At 51.8% G+C, this 15,763-nt stretch carries 18 protein-coding genes; 14 read left to right on the forward strand and 4 right to left on the reverse strand.

Annotation, left to right across the window (positions count from 1 at the left end):
* Positions 1-48: 48 nt before the first annotated feature.
* The 4 genes from DW724_RS08885 to DW724_RS08900 all read right to left on the reverse strand — a co-directional run bounded on the left by DW724_RS08885 (position 49) and on the right by DW724_RS08900 (position 1,897).
* Positions 49-411 carry a hypothetical protein gene (locus tag DW724_RS08885; RefSeq protein ID WP_118761232.1) on the reverse strand — a complete coding sequence of 121 codons (363 nt, stop codon included), beginning with the start codon at positions 409-411 and terminating at the stop codon, positions 49-51.
* Positions 412-461: 50 nt separating this feature from the next.
* Entirely contained in the window at positions 462-704 is a 243-nt protein-coding gene (locus DW724_RS15810) for a hypothetical protein (protein ID WP_118761233.1), read from the reverse strand.
* Positions 705-990: 286 nt separating this feature from the next.
* Positions 991-1,647, reverse strand: coding sequence for a hypothetical protein (locus DW724_RS08895; RefSeq protein ID WP_009256789.1), 657 nt, complete (start codon positions 1,645-1,647; stop codon positions 991-993).
* 7 nt (positions 1,648-1,654) lie between these two features.
* The gene (locus DW724_RS08900; RefSeq protein WP_081029018.1) at positions 1,655-1,897 is read right to left on the reverse strand and encodes a helix-turn-helix domain-containing protein; all 243 of its coding nucleotides are present in this window, start codon (positions 1,895-1,897) and stop codon (positions 1,655-1,657) included.
* A 140-nt stretch (positions 1,898-2,037) separates the two neighbouring features.
* On the opposite strand from DW724_RS08900, the gene DW724_RS08905 reads away from it, so the two are divergent.
* From DW724_RS08905 to DW724_RS08970, 14 genes are all read left to right on the forward strand, one after another.
* Positions 2,038-3,186: an S-layer homology domain-containing protein gene (locus tag DW724_RS08905; RefSeq protein WP_118761234.1), complete on the forward strand. Its 1,149-nt coding sequence runs from the start codon at positions 2,038-2,040 to the stop codon at positions 3,184-3,186.
* Between the two features lie 121 nt (positions 3,187-3,307).
* Positions 3,308-3,676, forward strand: coding sequence for a helix-turn-helix domain-containing protein (locus DW724_RS08910; RefSeq protein WP_117751625.1), 369 nt, complete (start codon positions 3,308-3,310; stop codon positions 3,674-3,676).
* A 175-nt stretch (positions 3,677-3,851) separates the two neighbouring features.
* The gene (locus tag DW724_RS08915) at positions 3,852-5,309 is read left to right on the forward strand and encodes a recombinase family protein (protein WP_118761235.1); all 1,458 of its coding nucleotides are present in this window, start codon (positions 3,852-3,854) and stop codon (positions 5,307-5,309) included.
* A gap of 426 nt (positions 5,310-5,735) precedes the next feature.
* Complete coding sequence (locus DW724_RS08920; protein ID WP_117515954.1) at positions 5,736-6,635, forward strand: DUF6017 domain-containing protein; 900 nt, start codon at positions 5,736-5,738, stop codon at positions 6,633-6,635.
* A 6-nt stretch (positions 6,636-6,641) separates the two neighbouring features.
* Entirely contained in the window at positions 6,642-7,130 is a 489-nt protein-coding gene (locus tag DW724_RS08925; protein ID WP_117515955.1) for a PcfB family protein, read from the forward strand.
* On the forward strand, positions 7,127-8,989 hold the full coding sequence (locus tag DW724_RS08930; protein ID WP_118235786.1) for a VirD4-like conjugal transfer protein, CD1115 family: 1,863 nt from the start codon (positions 7,127-7,129) through the stop codon (positions 8,987-8,989). The genes DW724_RS08925 and DW724_RS08930 overlap by 4 nt, the downstream gene beginning before the upstream one ends.
* A gap of 2 nt (positions 8,990-8,991) precedes the next feature.
* A complete protein-coding gene (locus DW724_RS08935) occupies positions 8,992-9,213 on the forward strand; it encodes a Maff2 family mobile element protein (protein WP_087374121.1) in 222 nt (73 codons plus the stop codon).
* Positions 9,214-9,292: 79 nt separating this feature from the next.
* Positions 9,293-10,147: a VirB6/TrbL-like conjugal transfer protein, CD1112 family gene (locus DW724_RS08940; protein WP_118235807.1), complete on the forward strand. Its 855-nt coding sequence runs from the start codon at positions 9,293-9,295 to the stop codon at positions 10,145-10,147.
* 13 nt (positions 10,148-10,160) lie between these two features.
* Positions 10,161-10,781: a hypothetical protein gene (locus DW724_RS08945; RefSeq protein WP_229101819.1), complete on the forward strand. Its 621-nt coding sequence runs from the start codon at positions 10,161-10,163 to the stop codon at positions 10,779-10,781.
* Positions 10,782-11,060: 279 nt separating this feature from the next.
* Positions 11,061-11,447: a PrgI family protein gene (locus tag DW724_RS08950; protein WP_059004499.1), complete on the forward strand. Its 387-nt coding sequence runs from the start codon at positions 11,061-11,063 to the stop codon at positions 11,445-11,447.
* Positions 11,413-13,836, forward strand: coding sequence for a VirB4-like conjugal transfer ATPase, CD1110 family (locus DW724_RS08955; RefSeq protein WP_118617149.1), 2,424 nt, complete (start codon positions 11,413-11,415; stop codon positions 13,834-13,836). The genes DW724_RS08950 and DW724_RS08955 overlap by 35 nt, the downstream gene beginning before the upstream one ends.
* Positions 13,829-14,590, forward strand: coding sequence for a BRO family protein (locus DW724_RS08960; RefSeq protein WP_117515655.1), 762 nt, complete (start codon positions 13,829-13,831; stop codon positions 14,588-14,590). Before DW724_RS08955 ends, DW724_RS08960 begins: the two co-directional genes overlap by 8 nt.
* Before the next feature lie 4 nt (positions 14,591-14,594).
* Positions 14,595-15,215, forward strand: a complete 621-nt coding sequence (locus DW724_RS08965) for a hypothetical protein (protein WP_059004496.1) — start codon at positions 14,595-14,597, stop codon at positions 15,213-15,215.
* A partial coding sequence (locus tag DW724_RS08970) for a DNA cytosine methyltransferase (RefSeq protein ID WP_118761247.1) occupies positions 15,208-15,763 on the forward strand: 556 nt, incomplete at its 3' end. The genes DW724_RS08965 and DW724_RS08970, both read left to right, overlap by 8 nt.

Below are 15,763 nucleotides of genomic sequence, written 5' to 3' on the forward strand. Positions count from 1 at the left end.
AATTCCTTTCTGGGCAGACATAGGAAACCCTATGTCTGCCCTATATTTTTATTTGCTGTTAAGGGTAACGATCTGGGCGGTCTGGGCGGTAGCGGTCATACCGATACCACTACCATTGCTGGAAAAAAGGCTCACAGCACAGTCGGGAATCTGCACAAACAAGGGCTTACAGTTCATAACAGCTTCCTCAATTTCTTCATCAGTCACTTTGGGCAGCGGATCATAATCAAACTTGACCGTAAGAGGGGCGAGGCGCGCGCCTTGCAGCGCCACGGTCAGCTTAACCCCGATAGCTTCCTCTGAAGCGCGTTTTCCATCGCTTCCGTATGAAAAAATATCGGCTTTCCCCGTCAAAATGGCGAAGTCCCTGCCGTTAACAGCAGTCAGATCAACATTCAGTTTGTAGGGCACTGTATGCTCCTTTCTCCCCGTCAAGCCGGATAGGACAGCTGGTTTACAAATTAGTTTTCGCTACTGGAAATTACTTTCCGCACTACGCCATCTTCCATAAGAATCGTCATGGAATCTGTGGACATATTCGCTGTTGGAATACAGAACGCCGTAAACCGCGTATCATCATTGATAGTTCCAGCCAAGTACTGCGCAGTTGCGGCCTCGTCAGCATACAGGACGAGAAACTTCTGTTCCTCCTTAGTTCCTACCGGAATGAATTGAATCGAAGTGAGTTTCTTATTTCTTGACATTTTAAGCACCTTTCTCCCCGTCGAGCCGATAGGACAGCTACATAATTTTCATTTGATGGGCCATCATCTCTGTTGTCCAGCTGGTAAGTGTATTGTAGTCCAAATTTTTATCTGGCGCAGTAATTGAGCGAATACATATGGAATTGCCCTATCACAAGGAAAACGCTGTTTTTGATATGGCAAAAAGCCATCAAAAGCAGCGTTTTCGGGGAATATAATTCTTTCGGTGAAATTCGGCATTTTCTACAAAAAAACAAGGAAGTCGTCCGTTATATCGGACGACTTCCTATTTAGGCTCTTTATTGCGTTTTTTATATTCCATGCTTTCTCCGTTTTTTTCTCTGCCATAGGAACCTAATCGCTTCGTTTTGGGAATACCCAATTTTTCTAATATTTTGTTACACTGCTCAATACTATAATCCATGCAATATTCCAACAAAAAGAGATAAGCAAGATGTTCCGGATTATCCAGACGGAAAGCCAATCCCGCAGATTGTAATAACCTATCTGTAAGAATTGGACTTAGCTTAAATCCAATGCACATTGATATAACTGTTCCCATGTCTACAACACATTCTGATCTGTGCATATTAGTGCGAAATACATTGGCGTTTAGACCCGTCAACTCCGTAGCTTTCGGAACATCTAGAATGGTTTTTCCGTGCCATATCTTTGTGAGCCCTTTTTCTATCATAATAGCTTCGACCGTTTTTCCGAAAGGCTTTTGAATAACGGAAGCCTCCCGATAAAGTGCCTCTATTGCTTTACTTAACGCTTCTTTCTCATCATTTGCAGATTCACCTGAATCTATACCGCGAGATACTATGTTCTCAACTTTTTCCTGAAATATTTTGAGTGTATCTTCTTGTGTGCGTTCGCTATCTTTAATAAAATTGATTAAAAGCGCTTGTTCGTTAGCAATATCAGGATTTTTATTATTCATCTTTTATTTACCCAATTTCCTGCTCTATGTTTTCAAACAAAGCATCATCAAAAAACTCACGAACTGTAATTTTCAGCCCAACACATATTTTTGCGATGGTTGTCAATGTTGGATTGTTACTCCCGGTATTGATGATGCTATTCAAAGTCGATTGCGTTAAACCGGATTCCAGAGCCAGTTTATTGATTGTTATATTGTTGGCTTCGCACAAATCAAGGATTCGCTGCTTTACCGCATCTCTTACATTCACATTTTACAACACCTTTATACAGATTAGTATTGTAATCAGTCTATAAGGTTATCCGCTTAAACAGCTAACGATATGTCGTTGATTTTCCCATATATTTATGGTATGATGAGAGGACAAATTAAAAGACAGGAGTGACCCACATGAAAAAACTGCTATCCCTTGCACTCGCATTAGCGCTCTGTTTCAGTCTGACTGTTCCCGCATTTGCCGCAAACAAAGCGGGTGACACTACGATTACAGACGCAAACGGCACTTACACCCTCTCAAAACCTATTCTTTACACCATTTCGCGCTCAGAACTGGAAAAAATCAACATGGATTCCGTATCGGTATTTATCGGTGGCGAACCCATTAACGAGGATTATTTTGGTTCGGCACAGTCTTATCTACGCGACTATTTCTTTGCCAAAGCAGCTACGATTTATGCCGTTCCAGAAGGCACGAACATCGAGCTGCCGGATGGTATTCTGACATCGGACTATATTTCGATTGACTTAGCGTTCAAGAACGGAACTTGCTACGCAACAGAGGCGAATACGGTGCTCTTTCCCGGGCTGACATCTGTCAAGCTATCGGATACGGAATATCTTGCAAAGATAGATTTGATATTGGCAAATCTTCCGGATAACGACAGTTGGGGAAGCAGTCCAAGCGAAGTTGATGCTGGTGCAATATATTTTTATGTTACCGGAAATACTGCCGCTTCCAATCCGTTTGCCGGTAATACACCGAATACTCCTGAATCTGCCAACTCTCCTGCAACCCCGACCTTTACCGATGTAGCCGCAAACGCCTATTATGCGAACTCGGTGGCTTGGGCGGTTGATAAGAGTATCACAGCAGGAACATCTAAAACAACCTTTTCCCCGAATAGCACCTGCACTACGGCGCAGATTTTGACTTTCCTCTGGCGCTCACAGGGTTCGCCCGAACCGACTAGCAAGACGAACACATTCACCGACATAAAGGAAAGCGACTATTTTTATAAGGCCGCGTTGTGGGCGAAAGAAAATAATATCGTTTCCAGAGATAGCACTGTTTTCAATGGAAATACCCCTTGCACTCGCAGTATGGCCGTGCTTTACATTTGGAGAGCAGCAGGGTTCTATGCCGCTGAAAAGCACAGCAATTTTACCGATGTAGCCACTACAACGATTTATGCTCCCGCTGTTGATTGGGCGGTTGAACAAGGTGTGACAAGCGGCACAAGCAAAACGACATTCTCTCCCGATACCACTTGCACCCGCGCCCAAATCGTGACCTTCCTATATCGGGCATTTTCTAAATAAGCCTTTATTGTTTCAGAGGCGGTCAGAGTATTTATTCTGACCGCCTCGTTTTATGCTATATTCGTGTTGACTATTTAACTCGTATATTGTATCATAATAAAACAAGAAAGGAGTGTTGACTATGCAAGAGGTAGCGCAGCGGCTTAAATCTCTGCGGGAAAGTGTCGGCTTGTCACAGGCTAAATTGGCCGCGCTGATGGGCGCAACACAGGCCAGTGTGAACCGCTATGAAAACGGACAGTCCTCCCCGCCGCTAAAGATTTTGCGGTGGTATGCCGATTTCTTTGATGTTTCTTTGGATTATATCTTTGCCCGAACGGAGCAGCCGGAGGGAAAGCTATACGAGCATAAGCCGAAAGTGGTGGAAGCTATTACACAGGACAACAAGGAACTACGGCAGTTTGTCGATATGTGCTTTGACCCGGCTTCTCCGGTCAGTGAAAAATTACGGGAAACACTAACAAAGCTGTTGGAAGAACAGCGAAAATAAGGCGGGAGTTTCCCCTTGCGGAGAATATTCAAAAGATCTCCGCCCGTCAAGGTTAAAATGAACTGGCTGCGCCAGACCTTGACAAACGGAGATTTTTGAATGGCAGGACATCAAGGGAAACGCCCACCAGTGAGGCGGGCAAGCCACCCACAGAGTAACGAAAGGTTGTGCAAGTATGAAAGCTGTGATTTACGCCCGCTATTCTTCCGATAGTCAGCGTGAGGAAAGCATAGAGGGGCAGCTTCGGGAGTGCAAGGAATACGCCGAGCGCAACGGCATAACGGTGTTAAGCACCTATATTGACCGTGCATTGTCCGCGAAAACAGATAACCGCCCGGATTTCCAACGCATGATTAAGGACAGCGTAAACGGCCTGTTCGATATTGTCCTTGTTTGGAAGTTGGACAGGTTCGCCAGAAACCGCTATGACAGTGCCCACTACAAAGCCATTTTGAAGAAAAACGGCGTTAAGGTGGTATCGGCAAAAGAGGCTATTGCAGAGGACAGCACTGGTATTTTGCTGGAAAGTCTGTTAGAGGGGTACGCCGAGTTTCATTCCGTTGAACTGTCCGAGAAGATACACCGAGGGCAGAAAGAAAACGCCCTAAAGGGGTTGAACAACGGCGGCGGTATTCCGTTGGGGTATGTGTTGGGAAGTGATAAACGATTGGCGGTTGACCCCATGACCGCGCCCGTGGTGTTGGAGATTTTTACCCGCTATGCCGATGGCGAAACCGTCCGTGCTATCGTGGAATCTCTCAATGAGCGAGGGTTGCAGACCAAGCACAACAAGCCGTACAGTTTAGGCAGCTTCAACGCCATCTTGAAAAACAGAAAGTACATAGGCGAGTATCGGTATCAAGATGTAGTTATTCCCGGCGGCGTTCCCGCTATTGTTCCGCAGGAACTATTTGACCGGGTACAAGCACGCATAGCACGGAACAAACGCGCCCCGGCTATGAGTAAAGCGGATGAAGCCTTTTTGCTGACAACGAAGCTGTTTTGCGGCAAGTGTGGGCGGCTGATGGTAGGCGAAAGCGGTACGAGCCATACCGGGAAGAAGCACTACTATTACAAATGCGGAAGCGCAAAGCGGAAAACTGGCTGTACCAAAAAGGCGGTAAAAAAGGACTGGATAGAAAATCTGGTGGTCGAGCGTACCATGCAAATGATATTTGATGATACAACGCTTAACGCAATCGCAAGTATGGTGCTTGATGTACAAGCGCGGGAAAATACCTCTCTGCCCGTTCTAAAGGCACAGTTAGCGCAGACCGAGCAAGGCATACAAAATATGTTGAACGCCATTCAGCAGGGAATTTTCACCGTGTCTACAAAACAGCGGTTGGAGGAGCTGGAAGCCACCAAGGAACGGTTGACGGTCAGCATCTTACAGGAAGAACTTCAAAAGCCGCATCTTAGCAGAGAACAGATTTTATTTTTTCTGCAACGCTTCCGCGCCATTGATACTACCAAGCAGGAGCAGCGGCAGCGCTTGATTGATAGCTTTGTCAACGCGGTTTATGTGTACGATGATAAAATCATTCTGACCTTTAACTATCAAGACGGAACGGAAACAATTACTTTGGACGATATAAACGGTTCGGATTTGGACGCAAGCGCTCCACCATAATGCGAAGATACAAACTGTTTTCATAGTTCGGAATGTTTTCGCATTAACCATCAGAATAGAGCACACCTGATTCCCCGCCTCCTAATAAGAAAACATGAGATAGTCCAGTAAAATCAATGTTTTCAGAGGCAAGGAACACGATGTGAAGTCAAAAAATCAAATACTGGCAGGATAAAGGGTGCTGATGTGAAATATCAGCACCCTTTTCCTGTCCCAAACGCCATAGGGAATCCTATGGCGTTTTTACTTTCCATCAAGTACACGGAAAACTGTATTGAAAGGGGTGAGAAATCGAAGGTATTTCTTCATGTAGGAAATGCAAATCAAGTGTCCATAGGTTTTCCCACATGGAGAAGCAAGTGGGCACAGAATTGAATTTTTTCCGAAAACGAACACTTTTCCAGACCGCCGGAGGGAGGTGAGATTATGGCGGTATTTCGCATTGAGAAAACCCGCGACTACACGGTGATGGCAAACCATCATCTGCGGAACACGGCACTGTCGCTGAAAGCGAAGGGGCTGCTGTCCCTCATGCTATCCTTGCCGGAGGATTGGGACTACACCACCAAAGGTCTTGCGCGGATATGCCGGGATGGAGTGGACAGCATTTGTGCTACGGTCCGGGAGCTGGAGGATGCGGGATACATTATCCGTGAAAGAGTCCGCAACGCCAACGGGCGGCTCGGCAGCATCGAGTACACGATTTTGGAGCAGCCCAGGCCGCCGGAACCTAAACCGGGAAAACCTGAACGGGAAAATCCAGTTCAGGTAAAACCAGTCTTGGATTCTCCTGTCTTGGGAAAACCTGAACAGGAAAAACCCGCACAATTAAATACTAAAGGATCAAGTAACCAAATATCAAATACTGATTCATCAAGTACGGAAGGATCAAATCCTATCCAATCAAGTCCCCAAACCCCCGCAGAGACCAAACGAACCGGACGGGACTGGATGCGGGAGCGAGAGAGCTATCGGGAACTGATTTTGGAGAATATCGAGTATGACTATCTATGCCGGGATGACCGGCTGGATCGGGATATGCTGAATGAACTGGTGGAACTCATGGTGGATACCGTCTGTTCCCGCAGGGAAACGATCCGCATTGCCGGGGACGACTATCCGGCGGAGGTGGTCAAATCCCGGTTCCTGAAGCTGAACAGTTCTCACATTGAGTATGTGTTGGACCGTATGCGGGAGAACACCACCTATGTCCGCAACATCAAGAAATATCTGCTGGCTGCCCTGTATAACGCCCCGGCCACCATCGACAGCTACTATGCGTCCCTGGTGAACCATGACCTGTACGGCAGCGGAGAAAGGAGATGATAGGTCATGCAGGAAGAAGTCACCCAGCGCACCATTGCCCTCTGTGTGGAGGCCACCAAACTCTCCGCCGGGATGCTGCAGCAGGCCATGAAAAAAGTGCTGGACGAGATGCAGAAAGGAGTGACCGGCCATAAGACCAAGCTGCACCACGGAAAGCAGACCCTCCGGCAGCTGATGAAGCACAACACCGGCGTTTCCAACATCGAGATCACCGACCGGAACATCCGGGCCTTTTCCGCCACCGCCAAGAAGTACGGCATTGACTTTGCTCTGAAAAAGGATACCAGCGGCGAGATACCCCGCTACCTGGTGTTCTTCAAGGGCCGGGATGCCGACGTTATCACGGCAGCCTTTCGGGAGTTCTCCGCAAAGAACCTGGAGAAAGAGAAAAAGCCCTCCATCCGCAAGGAGCTGGAGCAGGCGAAACAGCAGTCCAAAGCCCAGCACCGCCAGCGGGAGAAGGTCAAGACCAAAGACCGGGGTGTGGAATTATGACGGTTGACTGGAAGAAAAAGCTGATCCCCAACCTCCCGTATCTGCTGTTCGTGTATCTCTTTGACAAGCTCTGCCAGGCGGTGCGCCTTGCGCCCGGCCTTGACGCCTCTGAAAAGTTCCTGCATTTGAGCCAGGGCTTTACGGAGGCGTTTTCTTCTGGGCTGCCAAGTCTGCATCCGCTGGACCTGCTGGCGGGTATCGCCGGGGCGGTCATTGTTCGGCTGGCGGTGTATGCCAAGAGCAAGAATACAAAGAAATATCGCAAGGGCATTGAGTACGGCAGCGCACGATGGGGCACGGCGGCCGATATTGCCCCCTATGTCGATCCGGTTCCCGACTGGAACATTCCTTTGACCCAGACGGAAAAGCTCACCATGTCCAGCCGCCCGAAAAATCCCAAGTACGCCCGAAACAAGAACATTCTGGTCATCGGCGGCAGCGGCAGCGGCAAGACCCGGTTCTTCGTCAAGCCCTCACTCATGCAGATGCACAGCAGCTATGTGGTCACCGATCCCAAAGGACAGCTTTTGTCCGAGGTGGGGACCATGCTGCGGCGGGGCGCCCCCAAGCTGGACGAGAACGGAAAACCCCTGCGGGATGCCCGCGGGAAGGTCATCTATGAGCCGTACCGCATTAAAGTCCTCAACACCATCAACTTCAAAAAGAGCATGAAATACAACCCCTTCGCCTATATTCGGTCGGAGAAAGACATCCTCAAATTGGTCAATGTCATCATTGCCAACACCAAAGGCGACGGAGAAAAATCCTCGGAAGATTTTTGGGTGAAGGCCGAGCGGCTTTTGTACTGCGCCCTGATCGGGTACATCTGGTACGAGGCGGAGCCGGAAGAAAAGAACTTCCTCACGCTGCTGGAGCTCATCAACGCATCGGAGGCCAGAGAGGACGACGAGGAATTTCAGTCGCCCGTGGATATTCTGTTCGCCAAGCTGGAGAAGGAGCACCCGGACCACTTCGCTGTGAAGCAGTACCGCAAATTCAAATTGGCTGCCGGCAAGACCTTGAAATCCATCCTGATTAGCTGCGGCGCCCGCCTTGCCCCCTTCGATATTGCGGAGCTGCGGGAGATCATGTCGGACGACGAACTGGAACTGGACACCCTGGGCGACCGAAAAACGGCGCTGTTTCTCATTATGAGCGATACGGATACCACCTTCAACTTCGTTATCGCCATGCTGCAAAGCCAGCTATTCAATCTCCTTTGCGACAAGGCGGACGACGTGTACGGCGGCAGGCTGCCCGTCCATGTGCGGTGCCTCCTGGACGAGTTCGCCAATATCGGGCAGATACCCAACTTCGACAAGTTGATCGCCACCATCCGGAGCCGGGAAATCTCGGCTTCTATTATTTTGCAGTCCCAAAGCCAGTTAAAGACCATCTACAAGGACGCCGCGGATACCATTGTGGGCAACTGCGACACCACCTTGTTTTTGGGAGGCAAGGAGAAATCCACCCTGAAAGAAATCTCGGAGCTGCTGGGCAAGGAGACCATCGACAGCTTCAATCAATCCGAGAACCGGGGCAGTCAGGTTTCCCACGGCCTCAACTATCAGAAATTAGGAAAGGAGCTGATGACCCAGGACGAGATTGCGGTGATGGACGGAGGCAAGTGTATCTTGCAGCTTCGAGGGGTGCGGCCGTTTTTCAGCGACAAGTTTGATATAACGAAGCATCCCCGCTACAAGTACCTTGCCGACGCCGACAAGAAAAATACCTTTGACATTGAACGGTACATGAAACGCAGACCGGCCATTGTGAAGCCGGACGAGCCTTTCGATCTGTACGAATTGAAAGCCACCGACCTTCAACCCAACAATTCAACTGAACGAAAGGAAATGTGAATATGAGCTTTTTTACTAACGCTATCGACGTTTTGCAGACTCTGGTCATCGCCCTGGGCGGCGGCCTGTGCGTGTGGGGCGGCATCAACCTTCTGGAAGGTTACGGCCAGGACAACCCTGCCTCCAAAAGCCAGGGCATCAAGCAGCTCATGGCGGGCGGCGGCGTTGCCCTCATCGGCATCACCCTGATCCCTCTGCTGTCCGGTCTGCTGTCCACCACCTAATGATTCTCCAAAACCGGCGGGGGCTTTCGCTTGATAGCGGGAGCCCCCGCAAAGGAGGTGATCTCCCTTGATATTGGATATGATCCAGGAGTGGTTCAAGGAACTGCTCATTGACGGTATCATTTCAAACCTGACCGGGATGTTTGATACCCTGAATACAAAGGTGGGCGAGATCGCCGGGGAGGTCGGCATGACGCCCGCCGCCTGGAACAGCAGCATCTTCAACATGATCCGAAACCTCTCGGAAACGGTGATTGTCCCCATCGCTGGCATCATCCTCACCTTCGTCATGTGCTACGAGCTGATCCAGCTCATCATCGAGAAAAATAACCTCCACGACTTTGACACCTGGATTTTCTTCAAGTGGATTTTCAAGACCTTCTGCGCGGTGCTGATCGTCACCAACACCTGGAACATCGTCATGGCGGTGTTCGATGTGGCGCAGAATGTGGTCAGTCAGTCGGCGGGGGTCATCATCTCGGACGCAGGCATCGACATTTCCGGCGTGGTGGGCAATCTGGAGACCCAGCTTGCCGACTGGAGCGTGGGCGCCCTGCTGGGGCTGTGGTTCCAGAGTGTGTTCGTGGGGCTGTGTACGCAGATTCTTTCCATCTGTATCTTCCTGGTGATCTACGGCAGAATGATTGAGGTGTATTTGGTCACCTCCATAGGGCCGATTCCCTTTGCCACGATGGTCAACCGGGAATGGGGCTCCACGGGGCAGAACTACCTTCGCTCCCTGCTGGCCCTGGGCTTCCAGGCCTTCCTCATTATGATCTGCGTGGGCATCTATGCCGTGCTGGTGGAGGGCATCTCCACATCCGGCGACAACATATCCGCTGCCATCTGGGGGTGCATGGGCTATACGGTTCTGCTGTGCTACACATTGTTCAAGACCGGCAGCCTTGCAAAATCCCTGTTCGGCGCCCACTAAAGGAGGCAGATATTTGAGAGTAGGCCTTATTGATGTGGACTCGCACAATTTTCCCAACCTGTGCCTGATGAAGCTCTCGGAGTATCACACCAGACACGGGGATCGGGTGGAATGGTGGGACCCTGCAAAGCAATATGACCTTGTTTATAAAAGCCGGGTATTTACAGACACCTATTCCAAAGACACCATACAGGTGAGCAATGCGGATAAGGTCATCCAGGGCGGTACAGGTTACGGCCCCGGCGAAAACCTCCCGCATGAGATCGAGCATATTCGGCCGGACTATTTTCTATATCCGCGGTTTTTAGGTACAGCCTACGGCTTTTTAAGCCGTGGCTGTCCAAGGAACTGCGGATTTTGTATTGTCAGCAAAAAAGAAGGGCGCAGGAGCGTCCGGGTGGCTGATCTTTCCGAGTTTTGGAATGGTGAGGAAGAAATCAAACTGATGGACCCGAACCTGCTTGCCTGTCCCGACCATGAAAGGCTCATTGAACAGCTAATTGAGAGCCGGGCGCTGGTGGACTTTACCCAGGGGCTCGATATTCGCCTTATCAGCCGTGATAATGTATCTCTACTGAACAAAGTGCGGACAAAAGCGGTGCATTTCGCATGGGATAACCGGACGAGGACCTGACGGAGTATTTCCGTCGCTTTCGTGAACTTACTTCCATAAAGAGCGACCGAAACCGCCGTGTCTATGTCCTGACCAATTACGGCAGCACCCATGAACAGGATTTGTACCGGGTAAACACCTTGCGGGCATTGGGATATGATCCCTATGTGATGATCTATGAGCGTCCCACGGCTCCACGCATTACCCGCCATCTGCAAAGATGGGTAAATAATAAACGGATTTTTCATTCCGTATCAGATTTTAAGGACTATGCGCCGATGAAGAAGGAGGTGTGAAACATTGGCTTATGTAACAATCCCGAAGGACCTGAGTCGGATACAGAGCAAGGTCCTGTTCGGGCTGACCAAACGACAAGTGATCTGTTTCGGAGCGGCGGCGCTGGTAGGCGTGCCGCTTTTCTTTTTGGCAAAGGCGAGCCTGGGAACTACCACGGCGGCGCTGTGCATGATCCTGGTGATGCTGCCCTTTTTCCTGTTCGCCATGTATGAGAAGAACGGGCAGCCGCTGGAAGTGTTCCTGGGGCATCTGATCCAGAACAAATTCATCCGGCCGAAGGTACGCATCTACCAGACAAACAATCTCTATTCCGCCCTGGTGCGGCAATCCCAACTGGAACAGGAGGTGAAGCGGATTGCGAGAAAAGGCAGAAAAACCGGCAAAGCGTAAGCTCACCCGTGCCGAGCGCAAGCAGATCGAGGCGGTGATCCGGCAGGCGAAGGGCGACGGAAAAGCCCATACGGTGCAGGACAGCATCCCGTTTCAGAATATGTTCCCGGACGGTCTGTGCAGGCTGGAGGGCGGCGCCTTCTCCAAGACCATTGCCTTTGAGGATGTGAATTACCGCCTGGCGGGGCCGGAGGATCAGCGGAGCATCTTTGAAAGCCTCTGCGATTTCTACAACGGCTACGACCCCTCCATCGGTGTTCAGGTCTCTTTGGACAGTCGCAGCGGAGGCAGCGCCGCCGATGAAATGTTCGGCATCCGCAGGCAGGGCAACGACCTGGACCCCATCCGGGACGAGGCGGTGGACATCCTGCGGATGCAGTACAAGCGGGGCAACAACGGCTATGTGAAAACCAAGTATGTGACCCTGACCATCGAGGCGGAGAACCTCCCTGCGGCCCGGGCGCGGTTTGCCCGCATTGAGACCGACACCCTCAACCGCTTCAAGGTCATGGGTGCGGCCGCTCATGTGCTGGATGGAAAGGAGCGGCTGGAGCTGCTTTACAACATCCTCCACCCGGAGGGCGGGCAGTTCGCCTTTGAATGGGACTGGCTCCCGGCCAGCGGCCTTTCGGTGAAGGACTTCATTTCTCCGTCCTCCTTCCACTTCGGGGAGACCCGCACCTTCCGCATCGGAAAGCGGTATGGGGCGGTGTCCTTCCTGCAAATCCTGGCGCCCGAGATGCACGACCGTATCCTCACCGACTTCATGGAGGCGGACGGAAATATCATGGTGACCATGCACATCCGGGGCATCAACCAGAACGAGGCCATCAAAATGGTCAAGCGGAAGATCACCGACCTGGACGCCATGAAGATACAGGAGCAGAAGCGGGCGGTGCGCAGCGGCTACGATATGGACATCCTTCCTTCGGACCTCTCTACATACGGCGGCGCGGCAAAGGACCTGCTCACCGACCTGCAATCCCGCAACGAGAGAATGTTCAACATGACCTTCCTGGTGCTGCACACGGCGGAGACCCGTCAAAAGCTGGAGATCGCCGTATCCCAGGCGGCCAGCGTCGCCCAGACCTATAACTGCCTTCTGACCCGGCTGGACTTCCAGCAGGAGGACGGGCTTATGAGCAGCCTTCCCCTGGGGCTCAACCGCATCAAGATAGAACGGAGCCTGACCACTTCGGCCCTGGCGGTGTTCGTCCCCTTCGTCACCCAGGAGGTGTTCATGGGCGGCGACGCCATGTACTACGGGCTCAACGCCCTTTCCAATAACATGATCCTGCTGGACCGCAAGCAATCCCGCTGTCCCAACGGTCTTGTGTTCGGCACCCCCGGCAGCGGCAAATCCATGAGCTGCAAGCGGGAGATCACCTTTATCATGCTGATGACCCAGGATAATGTCATCATCTGCGACCCGGAGGACGAGTATTCGCCCCTGGTGAAGCGATTGGGCGGTCAGGTGATCCGGCTGTCCCCGTCCAGCACCGACTATGTGAACCCTCTGGACATCAACCTCAACTACTCCGAGGAAGAAAACCCGCTGGCGCTGAAAAGTGATTTCGTCTTATCCTTCTGCGAGCTCATCATGGGCAGCAAGACGGGGCTGGAGGCCATCGAGAAAACCGTCATTGACCGGGCGGTACAGATGATCTACCAGCCCTACTTTGCCGATCCCCGGCCAGAGAATATGCCCATTCTGGGCGACCTGATGAACGCCCTTCTGTCCCAGCACATCCCGGAGGCCGACCGAGTGGCCCAGGCGCTGGACCTCTATGTGAACGGTTCGCTGAACTTCTTCAACCACCGTACCACCGTGGACATCTCCAACCGCCTTGTCTGCTTTGACATCAAGGGCCTGGGCAAGAACCTGAAAAAGCCGGGGATGCTCATTGTTCAGGATGCGGTGTGGAACACCGTTACCATCAACCGGGCTATCGGGCGCTCCACCTGGTATTTCGTGGACGAGTTCCACCTTTTGCTGAAGGAGGAACAGACCGCCGCATACAGCGCCGAGATTTGGAAACGGTTCAGAAAATGGGGCGGTATCCCTACCGGGGCGACCCAGAACCCCAAAGACCTGCTTTCCTCCCCGGAGATCGAAAACATCCTGGAAAACAGCGACTTCATCTATATGCTCAACCAGGCGGCGGGAGACCGGAAGATACTGGCGGAGCGGCTGAACATTTCATCGGAGCAGCTTGCCTATGTGACCAACTCCGAGCCGGGCCACGGGCTGCTGTTCTTCAACAATGTCATCCTGCCCTTTGCGGATGACTTCCCGAAAGACACCGAGCTCTATAAATTGCTCACCACCAAGCCCAGCGAGGTTGCACACGAAACTGTGGACGACGAAAAGGAGGACCAGAATGGATAACAAGATGGCGGTTTTCAATAACCGCGAATTTGGCAGCATCCGAGTGATCGAAGAAAACGGCAATTATCTGTTTTGCGGATTTGATGTTGCGAAAGCCCTGGGATATGCAAAACCGAGGAACGCCATCAATACGCATTGTAAGGGGGCCCTGAAACGGGGCGCCCTTACAGAAGGAGGCGTACAGGAATTGACATTCATCCCGGAGGGTGATGTGTACCGCCTGATCGTTCATAGTCGGCTGCCTGGTGCGGAACGCTTTGAAAAATGGGTGTTTGACGAAGTTCTCCCCATGATCCGCAAGACGGGCGGGTACATGACTGCCTCCCTTCTGGAGCAGGCGGCGGAAAAACCGGAAATATTGCTGGCTTTTGCCGACCAGCTTCTTGCCGAGCATGAGAAAAACCGGCAGCTCTCCGGCGAGGTGGAACGGCTGCGGCCGAAAGCAGATTTTTATGACGCCTTTGTCCATGAAGAAAACTGCACCAATATCCGAGCCACGGCGAAAGAACTGCAAATCGGGGAGCGTGCGTTTTGCCGTTTCCTGATGGACGCGGGATTTCTGTACCGCTGCCCGGCCGGATACCTTCTGCCCTATGCCAAGCCCTCCAATAACGGATTATTCCGTGTGAAGGACTTCTGGAAATATGGGCATTTTGGACAGCAGACCTTGATTACGCCCCAGGGCAAAAATGTGATCCGTCTGCTGCTGGATGATGGGCAAATGCGGCTGGAATGGAAGGAAAGGATGGGATAAGGATATGGAACAGGAAAAGCTGTATGTCATCGAGGAAAAGACCTATGAGGCACATATCGACGAGGAAGTGCATCTCTACGGGCTGCTTCATCAGCTTGCCTTCCTTGCCGGAAAAATCAAGGACCGGGAGGATGTGGAGGCGTTCATTGCGGCGGCGAAGCGGTACGGCCAGATCGCCGATGACAAGTTTGACGCCTGGAACATTCCCGGCCGTTACCTGGTGTTCGGCGACAAGGCGGACCTTGCCGGGATGAAGGCGCGGGAGCTGTGCGAGCTGGACGCCTTCTATGTGGAGTGTGAGGACGACGAACCCGAACCGGGCGGCGGCCGCCAGGAGGAACACTATCTGATCCCCGGCAGCGGATTCCGGCTGCTGGTGAGCGAACTGCACATGTTCCTGGTAACCTGGTACAGCATCGCCAAGTGTCTGTCGCAGGCACAGAACGAGAAAGATTTTCTCCGACTGCAAAAGAAATACGGGAACTATGAAAAGACGCTGAACAGGCTGCGCCGCAAGCTGGGTCTTTCCGCTGACAGCAACTTTTGTCAGGATGAATTGGAGGCGGCGGTCATCAAGCGGTTCCGGGCGGAGCTGATCCCTGGGGAGCAGATCAGCCATGAATAAGCTCACCCATGTCAGCCTGTTTTCCGGCATCGGCGGGCTGGACCTTGCGGCGGAGGCGGCGGGCTTTGAAACGGTCTGTCAATGCGAGTGGGCGGACTATCCCTATTCCATCCTGCAAAAACATTGGCCGGATGTGCCGAAGTTCCGCGACATCACCACATTCACGAAGGAGGCGTTTTTTGAAAAAACAGGACTTGAAACCATTACCATCCTCTCCGGCGGATTCCCGTGCCAGCCTTTCTCCACCGCAGGAAAACGGCGGGGCTTTGCGGATGAACGCTACCTGTGGCCGGAGATGTGCCGCGTTATTGCCGAACTGCGGCCCCGTTGGGTGCTTGGGGAAAATGTTGCTGGCTTCATCAATATGGGGCTCGACAAAACGATTTTTGACCTGGCAAAAGCGGGATACGCTGTTCTCCCATTCGTATTTCCGGCTTGCGGTGTCGGCGCATGGCATGAGCGCCAGCGAACTTTTATCGTCGCGGCTGATGTTTCCCACACCCCTTGCCTCCGACAACAACACCGCCAGGGACGCGGCAAGCCTGGAT

It is taken from the genome of Butyricicoccus sp. AM27-36, assembly GCF_003480945.1.
GTDB classification, from domain to species: Bacteria; Bacillota; Clostridia; order Oscillospirales; family Butyricicoccaceae; genus Agathobaculum; species Agathobaculum butyriciproducens.

Coding starts and splice junctions, on each gene's coding strand:
- DW724_RS08910 (WP_117751625.1), top strand. CDS start 3,308: ATGCAAGAGGTAGCGCAGCGGCTTAAATCTCTGCGGGAAAGTGTCGGC.
- DW724_RS08940 (WP_118235807.1), top strand. CDS start 9,293: ATGATCCAGGAGTGGTTCAAGGAACTGCTCATTGACGGTATCATTTCA.
- DW724_RS08915 (WP_118761235.1), top strand. CDS start 3,852: ATGAAAGCTGTGATTTACGCCCGCTATTCTTCCGATAGTCAGCGTGAG.
- DW724_RS08960 (WP_117515655.1), top strand. CDS start 13,829: ATGGATAACAAGATGGCGGTTTTCAATAACCGCGAATTTGGCAGCATC.
- DW724_RS08965 (WP_059004496.1), top strand. CDS start 14,595: ATGGAACAGGAAAAGCTGTATGTCATCGAGGAAAAGACCTATGAGGCA.
- DW724_RS08935 (WP_087374121.1), top strand. CDS start 8,992: ATGAGCTTTTTTACTAACGCTATCGACGTTTTGCAGACTCTGGTCATC.
- DW724_RS08925 (WP_117515955.1), top strand. CDS start 6,642: ATGCAGGAAGAAGTCACCCAGCGCACCATTGCCCTCTGTGTGGAGGCC.
- DW724_RS08905 (WP_118761234.1), top strand. CDS start 2,038: ATGAAAAAACTGCTATCCCTTGCACTCGCATTAGCGCTCTGTTTCAGT.
- DW724_RS08895 (WP_009256789.1), bottom strand. CDS start 1,647: ATGAATAATAAAAATCCTGATATTGCTAACGAACAAGCGCTTTTAATC.
- DW724_RS08930 (WP_118235786.1), top strand. CDS start 7,127: ATGACGGTTGACTGGAAGAAAAAGCTGATCCCCAACCTCCCGTATCTG.
- DW724_RS15810 (WP_118761233.1), bottom strand. CDS start 704: ATGTCAAGAAATAAGAAACTCACTTCGATTCAATTCATTCCGGTAGGA.
- DW724_RS08920 (WP_117515954.1), top strand. CDS start 5,736: ATGGCGGTATTTCGCATTGAGAAAACCCGCGACTACACGGTGATGGCA.